A 15,103-nucleotide genomic window follows, 5' to 3' on the forward strand; every position below is an offset into this window, starting at 1 on the left:
TTGAACCCAACAGCTACTTTATATCATCTGTAGCTTAATCTTGAGGAATTGGTATAAAGCGTGAGGGGTAAGAAAGTTTTGAGTGATGAGTTTTGAGTTCAGTTGCGCTGAGCATTCAGCGGTTAGTTTTCAGCGTTTTCGCCTGAAGAGAGAGGTGAGGAGTGAGGAGTGAGAAAGTTTTGAATCAGAAGTCAGCATCATGCCCCTTGCGCCCCTGTCTCCCCAGTTTCTCTCACTTCTGCCTTTACCCGACTCCCCACTCCCCATTTCCCACTCCCTCCTATAATCGTTCAAGTGTCCGAAAACACACTTTACGCAATGACCACTCCCTCTTTTGACTTTGATGTCGCCATTGTTGGTGCGGGTATGGCTGGGCTGACTTGTGCGAAGCAACTTCATCAGGCGGGCGATCGCGTGGTCATTTTGGAGAAGTCGCGCGGTGTTGGTGGACGGATTGCCACGCGTCGGCTACACGAAACGTTAGCGGATCACGGCACCTGCTATCTCACACTGAAAGGAAAGGCGTTTAGAGCGTTGCTTGAACCAATGCTGGCGGCAGAGATACTCCAGGTTTGGACAGATACAGTACACACACTCAATCCTGATGGTACGCTCAGCGAGTCGCCCGAAGCAGAACGCTATCCACGCTATGTTGCGCCTGCCGGGATGACCGCTATCGCTAAATCGCTGGCGAGTGGTCTAGACATTCGTTTTAGCCACCTGGTGCAATCATTAACGCTTGTTGACGATGCCTATTGGAGCTTGGCTACCCAGAGAACGAATTCAGATCAGACAACAACGGCAGAAACGCTGACAGCGAGAGCGATCGTTCTAGCCATTCCAGCTCCTCAAGCAGTAGCGCTGCTCCAAACATTACCGTCAGATAGGCTGACTGAATCTTTTCTCCAACAGATGCAAAATGTGACATTCAACCCCTGTTTGAGTGTGATGGCTGGGTATCTATCCGATCGCCAGCAGGATTGGGACAGTCAGTATCCTAATGTACGATCGCTGACTTTCGTGAAGGACGGCAACCTGGCATGGTTAGGGGTAGACAGCAGTAAGCGGGTTTCGTCGCCCCAGCCTGTTTTTGTGGTGCAAAGTACGGCTGCCTTTGCAGAGCCATATCTGGACGCGATCGGCCTTCAAGCAGCAGGGCATCAATTGCTAAAGCGATCGGCTGAAAGGCTGGTGCCCTGGTTAGCCAAACCAGACTGGCTGCAAGTACATCGCTGGCGTTACGCCTTTGCCAAAACACCTTTGACAACACCGTATTTAGCAGCAACAACGCTAATACCGTTGGTTTGTGCAGGCGACTGGTGTGGTGGAATGAAAGTAGAACAGGCTTTTTTGTCAGGGCTAGCTGTCGCTGAGTACATCAGGCAGGCGCTTTGATACAGTTCTCCTCTCGTTTTAGAGGCCAGCGATCAGCTTGAGAGTTTTGCGCCAGTTGTTGGTTGTTAGTTGCTAGTGCCTGAGCCGTTCCTGACTCCTTCTAAAAACTAAAAACTCCCTTGCCTGCTGCCTTCAAACTAAACGCTTCGCACGAAAACTCCCTGAAACTGTACCAGCTCAGGGAGAAACGCGTTGTCGGTGTCTCGATTCTAGTCGGCAGCGCCTTCACCAGTCCGAGCAGCGCCCTCTTGATCACCCTCGGCATCATCCCGACCGCCGCCATCTGTGCGTCGTCTGCCAAAGCGACCTGTGTTCGTTTTCTTACGAAACTTCCGTGCATACGCCTGATTACGGAGAGCTTTTTCTTTCTTTTGGTTGCGGCGTTTAGCCATGTGTACCCCTTATAAAACAGCCGACAAGTAAGCAGCGAACCCTCAGCGCTCAAAAACCCAGCCTGTGTTCTAAGCTGGTGAGGCGCTGATGCAAAACCTGAAGAAGTGAGAATATCACTTTAACATACTCTCATGGATACCAGCTTGGCTTGTGAAAGCAGTAACGTTAACTCCAGCCTCCCGACCACTCATCCACTCAAAACTCGCATTCCTTTGCCTTTTACCCTTTACCTTTGCCCCTTCACTCCTCACTCTCCACCAACTTTGCTGCCAGTTGCAGTGCTTCAGCCGGAGTCGTAATTTTTGCTTCAGCTCTAGCTAGTTGGATTGCTGACAGTAAACGCCCGATACGTGGTCCAGCAGGTAGCTTCAATGCTGTCATCAGGTCTTGCCCCGTTAGTAAGGAACTAGCATGGGCAACGGGATCGTCAGGCGTGAGAAAGCGGTGGATGAGCGGCGCGATCGCCTCCACAGGAGTACCTAGCGCGATCGCAAGCAGAGCGGTTGCAGGAAATGTCGCACCTGCACTTTGAAAGAATTCGTACTGTTCTCGCAAGGAACGCTCCAGGTGGGTGAAGGGTTTCAGGTTCCAGGTAGCGCTGCTGACACCATCAGCACTGGCGACATCTAGCGGTTCAGTCAGACAAAGTTGTGGCAAGCTCCTCAAAATCGTGCTAACGGCTTGAACTTCCGTGCGGCTGTACTTGAGCCGCTTCAGTTGCAGCTCAGCTTGAGCAACGTTGACGGGCAATAAACTCGCCAATTTGGCAGTTGTAAGCCAAGTGCGAGTTGAGCCAGTTACTGTTAGCTCTGGCTTTGGGGGAGACGATCGCTCACTATCGGAGCTATTGCAGGGTTTGGGGCGCTGATTTTTGGGAAGATTCCGAATGCGGCTGAACAATTCCCAGGCAAAGGCAGGGATGGTTTCTTGTAGCATGCCTGCTGTATGGTCGATCGCCGCCACTAACGCCAGACTTTGGGCCGTCGCAGCGGGAAACCAATCATCCAGGAGTGCATCCTGCCATGCCATCGTGAGCCAGGTTGTGCCTCTGGTGGAACTAAGCAGATAGTTGAGTTCTGACTGCACGCGTTCAGCCGCAATTCGCTGCAAGAGCGGTGCCAAGGTGCGGATGACCGATCGCGTCTCGGCCTCGACCGTAAAGCCAAGCTGCGCCGCCTGTCGATAGGCTCGTAGTAATCGCAGCGGATCTTCTCGCAAGTTTTCAGGCGAAACCATACGCAACTGATGTTTCTGCAAGTCGGCATACCCATGCAGTGGATCGAGAAGTTGATCGGTGTGAGGATTGTAGGCGATCGCGTTCACCGTAAAATCCCGTCGCTCTAAATCGGCTTCCAGCGTTGATCCCACCTGCTGTGCGAAGTCTGCTGTGCCCTGCTCAAAGACAACCCGCGCGATCTGACGTTCGGCATCCAGCAGTACAAACCCTGCCTTGTGGTGACGTGCGATCGCCTGCGCCGTCTCAACCGCACCTACAGGCATGACAAAATCGAGATCGAGATATTCACTTTCTCGCTCCAATAGCGCATCCCGCACAGTGCCACCCACCAAACACGCCGAGTGTGGCAACCAATCCAGGCTAAACGGCCATGTTTTGGGAGAGAGTGCAGAAGACACTGCTGGAACACTCAATTGATACTTCAAATCTAAACGCTGATTCAAGCCCGTCCAACCTAACCATCACTGACACTACAATTTGGCGCTAACCCAACTGGTGCTAGACACTCCAGCACTAAATCAATACGCGCCTGCACTCACTTACCAAAGCCTAACGTTGCCAGTCCTTCTCTGCACCATCCGACAGGAATGATCGCAACGAAAATCAACCTGGTAGCCGCTGCATGATGAGTGCGTCTGAGCTAGAGTAACAGAAAAGCATCTGACATTCTGAATGTTCACGCTTCGATGCGAGAAATTTAAGCCATGTGTATTTGCATTAACTGCCACTACGTCGATCGCTGCACCACCTACAATGCAGTCGAACATCAACACCAACAGCCACATTTAACTGAAACTCCAGATTTTGAAGCGACAGAACCCACTGTCAATGTCAATATTCGTCATCAAGGCGAGATTATTGAGATGGAATGGGATGTGGTTGGCTGCTTGAGCTTTGTTGAAGAAAAAGGCAAGTGGTCAAAACTGCGTCCAGGTGAATTGGTGCCAACATGAGCGATCGGTTGCAGTAGGGACGTTACATGTAACGTCCCTACGAATGCGCCTGTAACGTCTCTACAAATCGTCAACGTTGCCGCGCAAGAGTTTGATTTGCCCTCGCTTCGTCTTGCTGTCGAGACGCTTGCGCTGAGAGCTACGGGATGGTTTACTGGCTTTGCGCGGTTTGGGTAAGACGATCGCCCCTCTAATCATCTCCTGCAACCGCTTCAACGCGTCTTCCCGATTTTGCTCCTGGCTACGATGCTCCTGAGCTTTAAGCACAATCACGCCATCTTTGGTCAAACGCTGATCGGTAAGCTTTAAGATCCGCTCTTTGTAGCGATCGGGCAGCGAAGAATGCACCACATCAAAACGCAAGTGAATTGCCGTTGCAACTTTATTCACATTTTGTCCCCCAGCCCCTTGAGAGCGAATGGCACTGAGTTCGATCTCATGCTCTGGAATGCTCACGGTGTTGGAAATCTGTAGCATGATCTTGGCGGGAGAGGGGCGATCGTCGTTTCAGTGGATATGCTTTTAGCATAAAGCAGTTGATCGCTTGCTGGCTCTACCAGTCGGCAGTTTTGGTGGTTTGGCAGGCGATCGCGTGAAGAGACACGGTACGATCGCAACAGTAAGCCTTAATCCAAAATAATGGCAAAGCAGAAACCAGAACCACCACTTACAGGAGCCGCGTCAGTCAAAGAAGTCTGTCGGCGCATTCGTGTGGCTCGTAGCTACTGGGATGCTCACAACAATGCGGCGTGTCGAGGGGAACGCGATCAAGCACTGGCACTCTACAACACCCTGACCAAAGAACAGAAAGACCAGATTCCACAGGCTCTGCGCGTTTGGTTGCGCTACCGCAGTGAAAAATATTTTGGCGCATATCGCACGCCACCTGGAAGCTAAGACATCCAAGCCACCTCCTCAAACCATGAGGGCTAGGAGAGCAAAACTGGCGATGGTGAGAAGCAACTAGAAAACGTTCCTCTACTTATGCCGCTTGCCATCTGGCATGATTGCTCCATCAAAATCAGCTCTGTCTAAGTTAGCACCTGATAAATCTGCCCCACGCAAATTTGCTTTATTAAACTTTGCACCACTCAAATTTGTACCTCCGAGATCAGCTCCTTGTAGATTTGCCTCAATGAATGTTGCCCCATAAGCTGGGCAAGCTTTAGATCAGTTGAATTAAGCTGGGCGTAATCTAACCTCACACCAGACATTTTTGCTTCTCTCAAGACTGCATGATCAAGAATAGTACTGCCCATATCTATTCCTGATAAATCTGCACGTGCTAACTTTACCCTACTCAAGTTTGCTCTCGCTAAGTAAGCTTCAACCTTTAGATAAGAACAAGAATTATAGATACTATTACCACTCCTAAATACCTGAAACTTAGCTCCACTTAGATCCGCTTCACGTAGATTGGTAGTGTATAGCTTGGCCCCGACTAGATCTGCGTTCCGCAAGTTCGCTTTAGCTAGATCTATTCCAGTCAGGTCTGCGTGCCAAAGATCGCAGCCGTCACATTCCTTAGTGGTAAGCAACCGTTTGAGGTGATCGGGATTATACTGGTGGTCTGTTTTACAGTCCTCACTACAGCCTGTGATACAAGCGAACAGTAAAGCAGTCGTCAGCAAAAGCTTGAGTTTCATTGTTTTAGACAGCAACTTAAAAAATCTCTACTGATGGCGCTTGCCGTCTGGCATGATTGTTCCAGTGAAATTGGTTTTGTAGAGGACTGCTCCATCTAACTTCGCTCCTGCTAAATTTGCTCCACTCAAATCAGCTTGATAAAGTTCCGCAGTGATTAAATTTGCCTCTCTAAGATCGGCTCCTTGTAGATTGGCTCCGTTCAGGGCAGCGGAACGCAAGTTCACGCGCCTTAGATCGGCTGAGTTGAGCTTTGCAGCCCCCAACGCCGCACGACCCATATCTGCTCCTTTTAAGACGGCATGATCGAGGATGGCACGACTCATATCGACTTCTGATAAATTAGCACCCTCTAATTTTGCATAGCTCAATTTTGTTCCAGCTAAGGAAGCTCTCACGTCTAGACCAGGACAAGAGCTATAGATACTATTACCACTGTCATAAAACACAAATTTTGCACCACTGAGATCCGCACCGCGTAAATCAGCAGTGGATAGCCTTGCACCGACTAACTCTGCATTCCGCAAGTTTGCTTTAGCTAAATTCATCCCAGCAAGGTCTGCGTGCCAAAGATCGCAGCCCTGACATTTCTTGGTAGTGAGCAAGCGCTGGAGGTGCTCGTAATTATACTGATGGTCTGTTGTACAGGTACAGCCTGCGGTACAAGCAAACAGTAAAGCAGCTACCAGCCAAAACATGCGTTTCATTGGGTTATATCCTGTTCGGCTTTGGCACTGCTAAAGTGTGCCCCATGTCCTTATCTCTCTAGACTGACGTAGCCCAACAAAAACCATTTAACACTTAAAGGTATTGGAGAATTTCGATGGATGGTACACGTTATGACTTCAGATCATTCACAAAAAGATAAACCCGTTTTTCAGACACCGAATCCAACCGAGCTTAAAGCCGCCGCAGTAGAGGACTCAATTCTCGATCGCTATCCTCATGGCGTTGATAACGACATTAACGAAGAGCACCCTGAGGCTGAGCAGGTCGATGTTGTCGATTCAAAAGTTGACGATCGTCCCGGTGCCGAAGAATCCCACAACAGCCAAACTGTTAAAGCCAACCTCTCAGGACACTGACAGATTCCACTAGCGCATATCGTAGCCAAACAGATTTGGGTTGACTTCGCCTAAATTCAGGTCTGTCAACCCATATTCTGCCCAGCGCCGATCGACCATTGCCGCCACTTCTGGATCAGATTCTAGGGGCGTGTTCCAGACGCGATCGGTTTCGGGTGGAATCTTGGTCGTGGCATCAATGCCCATGCGTCCGCCCAGACCAGACTTTTCGGTGGCAAAATCCAGCGAGTCGAACGGCGTTTCGGGCAGGATAAAGACATCGCGGGCAGGATCGACTTTGGACGCGATCGCCCAAACCACGGCACGCGGATCGCGGATGTTGATATCCTTATCTACCACAACGACAAACTTGGTATACGTGAATTGGGGCAACGCGCTCCAGAAGGCAAGCGCAGCCCGACGAGCATGACCCGGATAGGCTTTGTCGATCGCCAGAATCGCGGTTTTATAGCTCAGCGTTTCCATTGGCAAAAAGAAATCCACAATTTCGGGCACTTGCTGCCGCAAGATGGGTGTGTAAATGCGGTTTAGCGCCAGTGCCATCATCGCGTCTTCCTTGGGTGGACGACCGCTGAAGGTAGTGAGGTAGATCGGGTCTTTGCGATGGGTCATGCAGTGGAATCGAATGAGTGGTGCAGCTTCATTCACGCCACCATAAAAGCCCATGTGATCACCAGCGGGGCCATCCACAGCCGTTTCACCCGGAGTAATTGTCCCTTCGAGGACGATTTCCGAGTCAGCAGGCACTTGTAAATCTACCGTTTTGCACTTGGCGAGATGGACCCCTTCACCTGCATATAGCCCCGCAAACAGCCATTCTGACAGGTCGATCGGTAAGGGAGTCGCCGCCGCCATAATCAAGAGGGGATCAACGCCAAGAGCGATCGCCACTTCCAGCTTTTGCCCCCGTTCAGCCGCTTTACGAAGGTGGCGCGTGGCTCCCCGTACCGATAGCCACTGCACCGTCATCGTGTTTTTAGACTGCAACTGCAAGCGATACACACCCACGTTAATCGTTTTGTTTTCGCAATCCTTCGTGATCATCAACCCCAGCGTCACCACTTTGTTGGCATCCTCCGGATACACCTTCAACAGCGGCAATCGAGTCAGATCAACGTCCTCACCTTTCAATATGACCTGATGACAAGGCGGCAGCAGATCTCGACTCGGTTTGGCTTTGAGGACATCAAAGAGAGCTTGCCCAAGCGCGATCGCCTGCGGCACCGTTTTTGGGGGTCTGGGTTGATACAGCAATGCCAGTTTCTTCCCTAGTGCCTCTAGCTCAGCAGGCGTTTCCATGTTCATGGCCCAACACACACGCTCTACGGTGCCCATCACATTTACGGCCACAGGATAGGGCGACCCCTTAACATTCTCAAACAGCAGCGCTGGGCCACCCTTCTCTAGCAACCGCTGAGCAATTTCGGCAATTTCCAGGTCTGGATCAACCAGCGCTGTAATCCGCCGCAGTTGCCCCCGTTGCTCTAGCTGTCTGATAAACCCACGCAAATCTCTCGCCATGATGAAGCCATGTAAAGCATCTTCCTCATTATGAAGCGAGAGTCTACGCTTCGGACGGATTCGTCGCTAAGCCGATCGCCCTCTGCCCGGTAGCTGACCTGGACGCCTAAGCCAACTATGTGGTCGATCGCTGCCGTGCTATAACAGCGCTCTTTTGAGACGCTAAGCCATAGGCTTGCAAAGACGGGAGCAGGTATAGGCATCGGACCACGGCATGAGTTGTTTAGGACAGCCACAGTGGATTGAATTGATGGAGGCAAAAGAAAACGGCTGTGCGCCGTGAAACAAGAATCCAAATAAGAAAAAATTATTATTCATACGCCTGACTTAGTTTTTACTGATGTGATACACAAATGGCCTTTAGTTGCATTTGTTACAAACATGTTACGTGTTTAAATCACTGCATCAGTAATTTTCTCTGTGTAAAAGCTTTGTAAGACACAAACAGTCGCTTAAGTTTCGTGAAGTAGCGTTTTGACTACGTAGTTGGCGTGCAGCTAGAGAGCATACAAATGATACAATCCTGCGCTCTTTTAGATATTGTTCCTCACAATGTTCAAAGTGCTTTCATTGCAAAGCTATGGTAAAGTTTTAATGAAATAAATAAAAAGGTCTGCATTATGACGATTAATTTTCTGTAGCCTTTTAAACTTTTTTAAGCATTATTGATTCGGTAAAGTAAAGCTTCCTGAAATGCTGTAAGGCACAATCTAGGGCTAATAGTAATTGTTTCAAAAAAGCCTTATTTAGGTTTATGAAATGCTGCAATTAACTCTTACAAAGATGGATTGAATAAGCTTTCATCCGATCAAGTAGAAGTCTTAGTCATTCTTCGGAAAGCTTGCTGATCTTGCCTGAATGAAAGGGGAGCCAAGCCTTAGCGGCAGACAACGTTCAGATCTATACACATCGATCGAGCAAGCCAAATCCCCCCTTTGATTGTCACCTTCTTTCCTTAGAACGATGTTACAGCGCCACTATTCATCTAAATTGATGTTTGTTTGCAGTCGTGGAACGAAAGCAATTTGTGCTTTTTAAGCTCGCTAACCTGGCATTCGTCACGCTTGGTAACTGTCAACGCTAGTAGAACCGAAACTCACAACGCTATGATTCTTTCCAATCGAAAACGTATTGCTCTGATCTCCGTTCATGGTGACCCGGCCATTGAATTTGGTAAAGAAGAAGCTGGAGGGCAAAACGTTTATGTCCGCCATGTCGGCGAGGCTCTTTCGCACCAGGGTTGGCAGGTTGATATGTTTACCCGCCGTGTTAACCCCGATCAAGAGGCGATCGTTCAGCACACGCCCCATTGCCGCACCATTCGCTTAACAGCAGGCACACAGACATTCATTCCACGTGATGAAATCTTTGAGTTTTTACCAGAGTTTGTACAGGCGTTTTTGCAGTTTCAAAAGCAGTTAGAAACACCTTACTGTCTCATTCACAGCAACTATTGGCTGTCTTCCTGGGTTGGCATGGAGTTAAGTAAAAAGCTTGCCGTCCCGCAAACTCATACCTATCACTCTCTGGGAGCGGTGAAGTATAAAGCCGTTTCAACCATTCCACTCATTGCTAAAACCCGCCTTGGGGTCGAGAAGACGTGCCTGGAAAAGGTGGATCGGGTAGTAGCCACCAGCCCTCAAGAGCATGACCATATGCGATCGCTGGTTTCAACTCGTGGCAATATCGATATCATTCCCTGCGGTACGCGCATCGATCACTTTGGTACGGTGACGCAAGCTGAAGCACGGCAACGGTTGGGCATTGCACCCGGTGAGAAAGTGGTGCTGTACGTGGGACGCTTTGACCCTCGCAAAGGCATTGAAACTCTTGTACGGGCAATCCACCGTTGCGAGGCGCGCGCCACTGAGAAGGTACGGTTGATCATTGGGGGGGGTAGCCGTCCCGGACATAGCGATGGCGATGAGCGCGATCGCATCGAAAGCATCGTGGCAGACCTGGGGTTGACAGACGTGACCCACTTTCCCGGTCGCCTGACCCAGGAGGAACTGCCTACCTACTACGCCGCCGCCGATGTTTCAGTAGTGCCCAGCCATTATGAACCCTTTGGTTTAGTGACGATCGAAGCGATGGCCTGTGGTACGCCTGTTGTAGGCAGCGATGTTGGCGGGTTGCAATTCACCGTCGTGCCTGAAGAGACCGGGTTACTGGCTCCCCCCAAAGATGATGCAGCCTTTGCAGCGGCGATCGATCGCATTTTGCTCAATCCAGCTTGGCGGAACCAGTTGGGGCAGGCTGCGAGAAAGCGGGTTGAAGCAACCTTTAGCTGGGATGGTGTGGCAACTCAACTGGGACAATTGTATGAAACGCTGCTTGAGGAGTCATCTGAAGCAGCCTCTCAGGAAGAAGCTGCCAAAGCATTGACCCCAGTGAGTGCGTAAGGTCCGTTCATTGGAGCGAGGCTGCACTTAGGGGCTGAAATCACGTTCCCATTGCCAAAAGGTGATTGATTGATCTAGAGAATCGGCTGCGATCGCGGCGACACAACTGGGTGCTGGTGTAAAGAGCTGTAGTAGCCATAGGGCGGCTGGCTGAGGCGCGCGGCTCCATTGCATCAGCGTTGCTTTGTCATCCTTAATGCAAACTTCGATCGTGCTCAGGCTCATGAGTCCGTCTCCAGTAGCTTTCAGTAGTGCTTCTTTGCACGTCCAATGCTGAAAGAACGATCGCAACCGCAGATCGTCTGGTAGAGCGTGAATCACCGCATGTTCTCGTGGTGAAAAGAAGCGCTGCGTTAGGTCGGCAAGATTAGCAACCGGACGAATCGCTTCTAAATCAATGCCAACAGAGCACCCGCGCGCGATCGCACAGACCATCAAATCGTCTGAATGAGACAAATTGAAGGCCAGTTCAGGGGCTGATGATGGATAGGCTAAAGATGGCTTACCGCGATCGCTGTAACAAAACTGAATCTGATCTGGCGGTGTTTGGAGATAACGTCCCAATAGCGCACGCAGAATGCCCCGACTGACAATAAAACGGTGAGCATCCCGCGCAAACCGAAAGCGACTTGCGCGCCTCTGCTCATCGACTGACAGCGTTTGGACAAATTGCTCACGTTCATCAGACGAAACGGCAAGACTCGCCTGCCAGATATGGATCTCGATTTCGGCTAGCGATCGGGTTGCTAAGCTCTCGGACACGCGCTCTAAACCCCAGTTTCTTTGAGCCAATCTAGAATCAGAGGATTGACGATTTCGGGACGATCGTCGTGGGGACAGTGCCCCGTATCGGGAATCGACACAAACGTGAGCGAATGAGTTTGGGCAAATTCCTGATAAATCGATGCACCCGCGATCGGTGTCCAGGGATCGGCAGCACCCCAGAGTACGAGTAGCGGTTGACTCACGCGAGGCAGCAATTCTGATGGGCTGGGGCCAGGTGGCGCAGTCAGCACAGAGGCAAAAACTTTTTGGGCACCCTCATCGCAAGAAGGCGCATACAGCAGGTCTACCAACTCATCTGTAATGGCCTCTCGATTGCGGTAGACCTGAGACAGTGTGCGACGAATGCGATGCTTTTGGCGAATCTGGTTGAAGACAAAGCCACCTAAACGGGGTGATCGCACCAGCGCAGTAAACGCTGCCATTACCAGCCGCAATGGTGGGTTCAACTCATCAGGACGATGGCTCATGCCTCCCGCACAATTGAGCAACACACCCCCAGCAGCCGTTTCAGGATGGTTCGCCAGCATCATCAAGCACAGCAACCCACCGATCGAATTCCCAACAAAGACCGTCGGTTGCTGAATGTGTGCGCTCCAAAAATCCTTCAACAAGTCCTGCCATAGTTCCAGGCTGTAATCTAGTGCCGGTTTTGCCGACCCCCCAAAGCCCAGCAGGTCGATCGCAAACACCCGATAGCCCCCTGCTGCCAGCACGGGAATATTCTGCCGCCAATGCCCGAAAGACGCACCAAACCCATGCACTAAGAGTAACGGCTGGCCCGTGCCCGCAACAGTGTATGCAATGGAGTAGCCGCGCCAACTCCAGGTCAGCTTTTCCAGCGGTGCGAAGGTTAGTTGTTGAGTCACCACAGCGTTTTATGAAGAATTTGCAACACTTTTATCATAGTATTCTGTAGGTTTCCTTCTGTAAGCGTCTAAACCAGTCAGCCGCATACGGATAGCCCTACAGAATAATCCTACAAACCGTAGCAAGCATGGTACATCCCTGGCAGCAATCGATGGTGATGCAACACAGTCAGCGGTTGTACCGTAGCTTTCAGCATTGGCTCGATCGCCCTCTATTAACCGTAGACGATGCCCCTACAACGATCGCCCATGCCCTCTTTCACGCACCATTCGTCCTCGTCTCTCATGGCACAGAACTCGATCCCATCTTGAACTACGGCAACCATCAAGCGCTGAAACTGTGGCAAATGGACTGGACACAGTTCACCCAAACGCCCTCGCGCCTCACTGCAGAACTGATCGAGCGAGAGGAGCGCGATCGTCTCCTCGCTCAAGCCAAAACCCAGGGCTATATCAACGACTACAAAGGCATCCGCATTTCCAGCACCGGACAACGCTTCTGGATTCAGGATGTAATCATTTGGGACGTACTGGATGAGCACAACCAGCGATGCGGACAAGCGGCGATGTTCGAGCGATGGAAGTTTTTGGAAGAGGATGAGGGATGAGGGATGAAGGCTAAAGAAGTTGTTGGTTTTTAGTTTTTAGAAAAAGGCTGACGGCTGACCACTGTAGCTTGCTTCCCGCAGGGTTAGCTGACCGCTTCACATGACTCCTAAAGTCTCTTTTCCAACTCAAAACTCTCTAGATTGTCAGCGCAGAGCACTACTCAAAACTCAAAACTCTCCCTGCTACCCCTGCTGCCCCGCCTCCCCTGCCCCCTTCCGCCTCCATGCCCCTACCGATCGTCTACCACCCAGATTACGTTGCACCGTTGCCAGAAGGGCATCGGTTTCCCATGTCAAAATTCCGGTTGCTCTATGAAAAGCTGCTGAGTGATGGGGTGGTGGATGCAACGCAGGTTCATGTGCCGGAGCGATCGCCGCAGGAATGGCTGGAGTTGGTGCATACACCAGAGTACGTGCAGGCATATTGTGAGGGTACGCTGGATGCAAAAGCGCAGCGACGCATTGGGCTGCCGTGGAGTCCGGCGTTGGTTAATCGGACGTGTGTTGCGGTAGGTGGTAGCATCCTTACGGCAAAGCTAGCGTTGCAGCATGGGTTAGCGTCCAATACGGCAGGCGGCACACACCATGCGTTTCCCAACTATGGATCGGGCTTTTGTATTTTCAATGATCTGGCGATCGCGGCTCGTGTTTTACAAAACCTGGCACTGGTCAAAACCGTTCTGATCGTCGATTTGGATGTGCACCAAGGAGACGGTACCGCGTTTATTTTTCAAGACAACCCGGATGTATTCACGTTTTCCATGCACTGTGAGGTCAATTTCCCAGGCACCAAGCAGCAAAGTGACTTGGATGTACCCCTGCCACAAGGGATGGAAGATGACGCGTACCTGCAAACATTGGCAAGTTACTTACCCGACTTATTGCATCAGTTCAAGCCAGATTTAGTGCTCTACGACGCGGGCGTTGATCCACACCTAAGCGATCGTCTGGGTAAGCTGTGCCTCACCGATACAGGACTGTTTCGCCGCGAGATGCAGGTTCTTAGCACCTGTGTTTCAGCGGGATACGCGATCGCCTGTGTCATTGGCGGCGGCTATGCAGACGATATGCAAGCACTCGTCTACCGTCACTCCCTGGTTCATCGTGCTGCGGGTGAAGTCTATCGTCAATATCGACTGTAAGGGCTTCGTTTGTAGAAACTGCCAAATGTGCAAAAGCCAAAAGAGACGTTCAGCAGGTGGAAGCAATTGCACTCAGCACTCAGCACTCAGCACTCAGCACTTTGCCCTCTTGCCTCCAAAGAAACTGATGCATAAATTGATTCGCTAAAGGCGCTACAGAAGGAGAATGAAATCTTGCTTCATTCAAAAGTTGAGTTAAGTTTGTATGTTGAATTTCACTATCCTTCAACTCCTGCTCAATTACCGCAGAACAATCTTCTAAAACATGTTCATCAATTTCGAGGTGAAACTGAATAGCCCATACATGGTTTTGATAGCGAAAGGCTTGATTGGTATATTTTTCATTCTTTGCCAAATGGACACAGCCAGAAGGCAAATCAAAGGTATCCTGGTGCGACTGAAAGACTTTGAACGCTTGTGGAAAGCGATCAAGTAATGGGTCGATCGCAGCTTGCTCTGTTAACTGAACATCACACCAACCCGCTTCTCGTCCAGCCTGCCCTCGATAAACCTTTGCCCCTAAAACAGTTGCGAGAATTTGAGACCCCAAACAGATTCCTAATGTTGGAATACCCTGCGCGATCGCGGTTTCCAAAAGCTTAAACTCATCGTACAAGAATGGATACTGCTGATGCTCATAGGCACTGATGGCACCACCTAAGACCACAATGTGAGAGTAATGAGCGATCGGTTCCAACAACGTCTCATTTTGAGCGATATCGAGATACTTAAACGGAACTGAATGAGGTTTGAGAGCCGCTTCTAACAAACCCAGGCTAGAGCATTTTTCGTGCCGAATGACCAGAAGATTGGGTGTCTCTATTTCCATTTTTGATCTCGCTCTAGCAGAAGAAGCGGAAGAATATCCAGCTAATTAAATGCAGTAAGGTTAAAGATTGGTAAAGTTTAACGCTACGTTACTCAAGGGCATTTTCACAGTGTTGCCTCATTTAGAGGACGGTTTCCAGACGATTGAATCAATCAAAGAACGTTTCTGTAGCAGCCGATACGATTACCATCATCTGTCAAAAACTAGTGATTTTTCGCCTTGTTTTGGGTCTGTAGTTGTCA

General features: G+C 50.3%; 17 protein-coding genes. 7 read left to right on the forward strand and 10 right to left on the reverse strand.

Going from position 1 to position 15,103, the window contains the following annotated elements:
- The first annotated feature begins 318 nt into the window (after positions 1–318).
- Positions 319–1,395, forward strand: coding sequence for an NAD(P)/FAD-dependent oxidoreductase (locus tag AC5JLP_RS19790; protein WP_496069663.1), 1,077 nt, complete (start codon positions 319–321; stop codon positions 1,393–1,395).
- A 209-nt stretch (positions 1,396–1,604) separates the two neighbouring features.
- Here the strand turns inward: AC5JLP_RS19790 and AC5JLP_RS19795 are convergent, their stop codons facing one another.
- Together AC5JLP_RS19795 and AC5JLP_RS19800 are read right to left on the reverse strand one after the other, a co-directional pair.
- Positions 1,605–1,787 carry a hypothetical protein gene (locus AC5JLP_RS19795; RefSeq protein ID WP_496069664.1) on the reverse strand — a complete coding sequence of 61 codons (183 nt, stop codon included), beginning with the start codon at positions 1,785–1,787 and terminating at the stop codon, positions 1,605–1,607.
- A gap of 241 nt (positions 1,788–2,028) precedes the next feature.
- The gene (locus AC5JLP_RS19800) at positions 2,029–3,423 is read right to left on the reverse strand and encodes a tRNA nucleotidyltransferase/poly(A) polymerase-related protein (protein WP_496069665.1); all 1,395 of its coding nucleotides are present in this window, start codon (positions 3,421–3,423) and stop codon (positions 2,029–2,031) included.
- Positions 3,424–3,729: 306 nt separating this feature from the next.
- Between AC5JLP_RS19800 and AC5JLP_RS19805 the strand changes: the two genes are divergently transcribed.
- The gene (locus AC5JLP_RS19805) at positions 3,730–3,978 is read left to right on the forward strand and encodes a Ycf34 family protein (protein ID WP_496069666.1); all 249 of its coding nucleotides are present in this window, start codon (positions 3,730–3,732) and stop codon (positions 3,976–3,978) included.
- A 60-nt stretch (positions 3,979–4,038) separates the two neighbouring features.
- On the opposite strand, the gene arfB is transcribed toward AC5JLP_RS19805, so the two are convergent.
- The gene (arfB, locus tag AC5JLP_RS19810) at positions 4,039–4,455 is read right to left on the reverse strand and encodes an alternative ribosome rescue aminoacyl-tRNA hydrolase ArfB (RefSeq protein ID WP_496069667.1); all 417 of its coding nucleotides are present in this window, start codon (positions 4,453–4,455) and stop codon (positions 4,039–4,041) included.
- 162 nt (positions 4,456–4,617) lie between these two features.
- On the opposite strand from arfB, the gene AC5JLP_RS19815 reads away from it, so the two are divergent.
- Positions 4,618–4,875, forward strand: coding sequence for a Precorrin-3B methylase (locus AC5JLP_RS19815; protein ID WP_496069668.1), 258 nt, complete (start codon positions 4,618–4,620; stop codon positions 4,873–4,875).
- An 81-nt stretch (positions 4,876–4,956) separates the two neighbouring features.
- Here the strand turns inward: AC5JLP_RS19815 and AC5JLP_RS19820 are convergent, their stop codons facing one another.
- Genes AC5JLP_RS19820 through AC5JLP_RS19830 form a run of 3 tightly spaced genes read right to left on the reverse strand, consistent with a single transcriptional unit; the run spans position 4,957 to position 6,329 of the window.
- Positions 4,957–5,115, reverse strand: coding sequence for a pentapeptide repeat-containing protein (locus AC5JLP_RS19820; RefSeq protein WP_496069708.1), 159 nt, complete (start codon positions 5,113–5,115; stop codon positions 4,957–4,959).
- Positions 5,070–5,624 (reverse strand): pentapeptide repeat-containing protein, encoded by a 555-nt coding sequence (locus AC5JLP_RS19825; RefSeq protein ID WP_496069669.1) that lies wholly within the window; start codon positions 5,622–5,624, stop codon positions 5,070–5,072. Before AC5JLP_RS19825 ends, AC5JLP_RS19820 begins: the two co-directional genes overlap by 46 nt.
- Before the next feature lie 27 nt (positions 5,625–5,651).
- On the reverse strand, positions 5,652–6,329 hold the full coding sequence (locus tag AC5JLP_RS19830) for a pentapeptide repeat-containing protein (RefSeq protein ID WP_496069670.1): 678 nt from the start codon (positions 6,327–6,329) through the stop codon (positions 5,652–5,654).
- Between the two features lie 132 nt (positions 6,330–6,461).
- On the opposite strand from AC5JLP_RS19830, the gene AC5JLP_RS19835 reads away from it, so the two are divergent.
- A complete protein-coding gene (locus tag AC5JLP_RS19835; RefSeq protein ID WP_496069671.1) occupies positions 6,462–6,707 on the forward strand; it encodes a hypothetical protein in 246 nt (81 codons plus the stop codon).
- 9 nt (positions 6,708–6,716) lie between these two features.
- Here the strand turns inward: AC5JLP_RS19835 and AC5JLP_RS19840 are convergent, their stop codons facing one another.
- On the reverse strand, positions 6,717–8,228 hold the full coding sequence (locus tag AC5JLP_RS19840) for a UbiD family decarboxylase (protein ID WP_496069672.1): 1,512 nt from the start codon (positions 8,226–8,228) through the stop codon (positions 6,717–6,719).
- Between the two features lie 1,106 nt (positions 8,229–9,334).
- On the opposite strand from AC5JLP_RS19840, the gene AC5JLP_RS19845 reads away from it, so the two are divergent.
- On the forward strand, positions 9,335–10,630 hold the full coding sequence (locus AC5JLP_RS19845; RefSeq protein WP_496069673.1) for a glycosyltransferase family 4 protein: 1,296 nt from the start codon (positions 9,335–9,337) through the stop codon (positions 10,628–10,630).
- A 27-nt stretch (positions 10,631–10,657) separates the two neighbouring features.
- On the opposite strand, the gene AC5JLP_RS19850 is transcribed toward AC5JLP_RS19845, so the two are convergent.
- Together AC5JLP_RS19850 and AC5JLP_RS19855 are read right to left on the reverse strand one after the other, a co-directional pair.
- Positions 10,658–11,392, reverse strand: coding sequence for a 4'-phosphopantetheinyl transferase family protein (locus tag AC5JLP_RS19850; protein WP_496069674.1), 735 nt, complete (start codon positions 11,390–11,392; stop codon positions 10,658–10,660).
- Positions 11,393–11,397: 5 nt separating this feature from the next.
- Positions 11,398–12,282: an alpha/beta fold hydrolase gene (locus AC5JLP_RS19855; RefSeq protein WP_496069675.1), complete on the reverse strand. Its 885-nt coding sequence runs from the start codon at positions 12,280–12,282 to the stop codon at positions 11,398–11,400.
- A gap of 128 nt (positions 12,283–12,410) precedes the next feature.
- Here AC5JLP_RS19855 and AC5JLP_RS19860 point away from each other — a divergent pair, with 128 nt between their 5' ends.
- Positions 12,411–12,890 (forward strand): MEKHLA domain-containing protein, encoded by a 480-nt coding sequence (locus AC5JLP_RS19860; protein ID WP_496069676.1) that lies wholly within the window; start codon positions 12,411–12,413, stop codon positions 12,888–12,890.
- Positions 12,891–13,114: 224 nt separating this feature from the next.
- Complete coding sequence (locus AC5JLP_RS19865) at positions 13,115–14,032, forward strand: histone deacetylase family protein (protein ID WP_496069677.1); 918 nt, start codon at positions 13,115–13,117, stop codon at positions 14,030–14,032.
- A gap of 79 nt (positions 14,033–14,111) precedes the next feature.
- Here the strand turns inward: AC5JLP_RS19865 and AC5JLP_RS19870 are convergent, their stop codons facing one another.
- Complete coding sequence (locus tag AC5JLP_RS19870) at positions 14,112–14,861, reverse strand: type 1 glutamine amidotransferase (protein ID WP_496069678.1); 750 nt, start codon at positions 14,859–14,861, stop codon at positions 14,112–14,114.
- Positions 14,862–15,103 lie beyond the last annotated feature (242 nt).

Source organism: Stenomitos rutilans, from assembly GCF_059505485.1.

Coding starts and splice junctions, on each gene's coding strand:
- arfB (WP_496069667.1), bottom strand. CDS start 4,455: ATGCTACAGATTTCCAACACCGTGAGCATTCCAGAGCATGAGATCGAA.
- AC5JLP_RS19825 (WP_496069669.1), bottom strand. CDS start 5,624: ATGAAACTCAAGCTTTTGCTGACGACTGCTTTACTGTTCGCTTGTATC.
- AC5JLP_RS19845 (WP_496069673.1), top strand. CDS start 9,335: ATGATTCTTTCCAATCGAAAACGTATTGCTCTGATCTCCGTTCATGGT.
- AC5JLP_RS19860 (WP_496069676.1), top strand. CDS start 12,411: ATGGTACATCCCTGGCAGCAATCGATGGTGATGCAACACAGTCAGCGG.
- AC5JLP_RS19790 (WP_496069663.1), top strand. CDS start 319: ATGACCACTCCCTCTTTTGACTTTGATGTCGCCATTGTTGGTGCGGGT.
- AC5JLP_RS19795 (WP_496069664.1), bottom strand. CDS start 1,787: ATGGCTAAACGCCGCAACCAAAAGAAAGAAAAAGCTCTCCGTAATCAG.
- AC5JLP_RS19815 (WP_496069668.1), top strand. CDS start 4,618: ATGGCAAAGCAGAAACCAGAACCACCACTTACAGGAGCCGCGTCAGTC.
- AC5JLP_RS19870 (WP_496069678.1), bottom strand. CDS start 14,861: ATGGAAATAGAGACACCCAATCTTCTGGTCATTCGGCACGAAAAATGC.
- AC5JLP_RS19805 (WP_496069666.1), top strand. CDS start 3,730: ATGTGTATTTGCATTAACTGCCACTACGTCGATCGCTGCACCACCTAC.
- AC5JLP_RS19840 (WP_496069672.1), bottom strand. CDS start 8,228: ATGGCGAGAGATTTGCGTGGGTTTATCAGACAGCTAGAGCAACGGGGG.
- AC5JLP_RS19835 (WP_496069671.1), top strand. CDS start 6,462: ATGACTTCAGATCATTCACAAAAAGATAAACCCGTTTTTCAGACACCG.
- AC5JLP_RS19830 (WP_496069670.1), bottom strand. CDS start 6,329: ATGAAACGCATGTTTTGGCTGGTAGCTGCTTTACTGTTTGCTTGTACC.
- AC5JLP_RS19865 (WP_496069677.1), top strand. CDS start 13,115: ATGCCCCTACCGATCGTCTACCACCCAGATTACGTTGCACCGTTGCCA.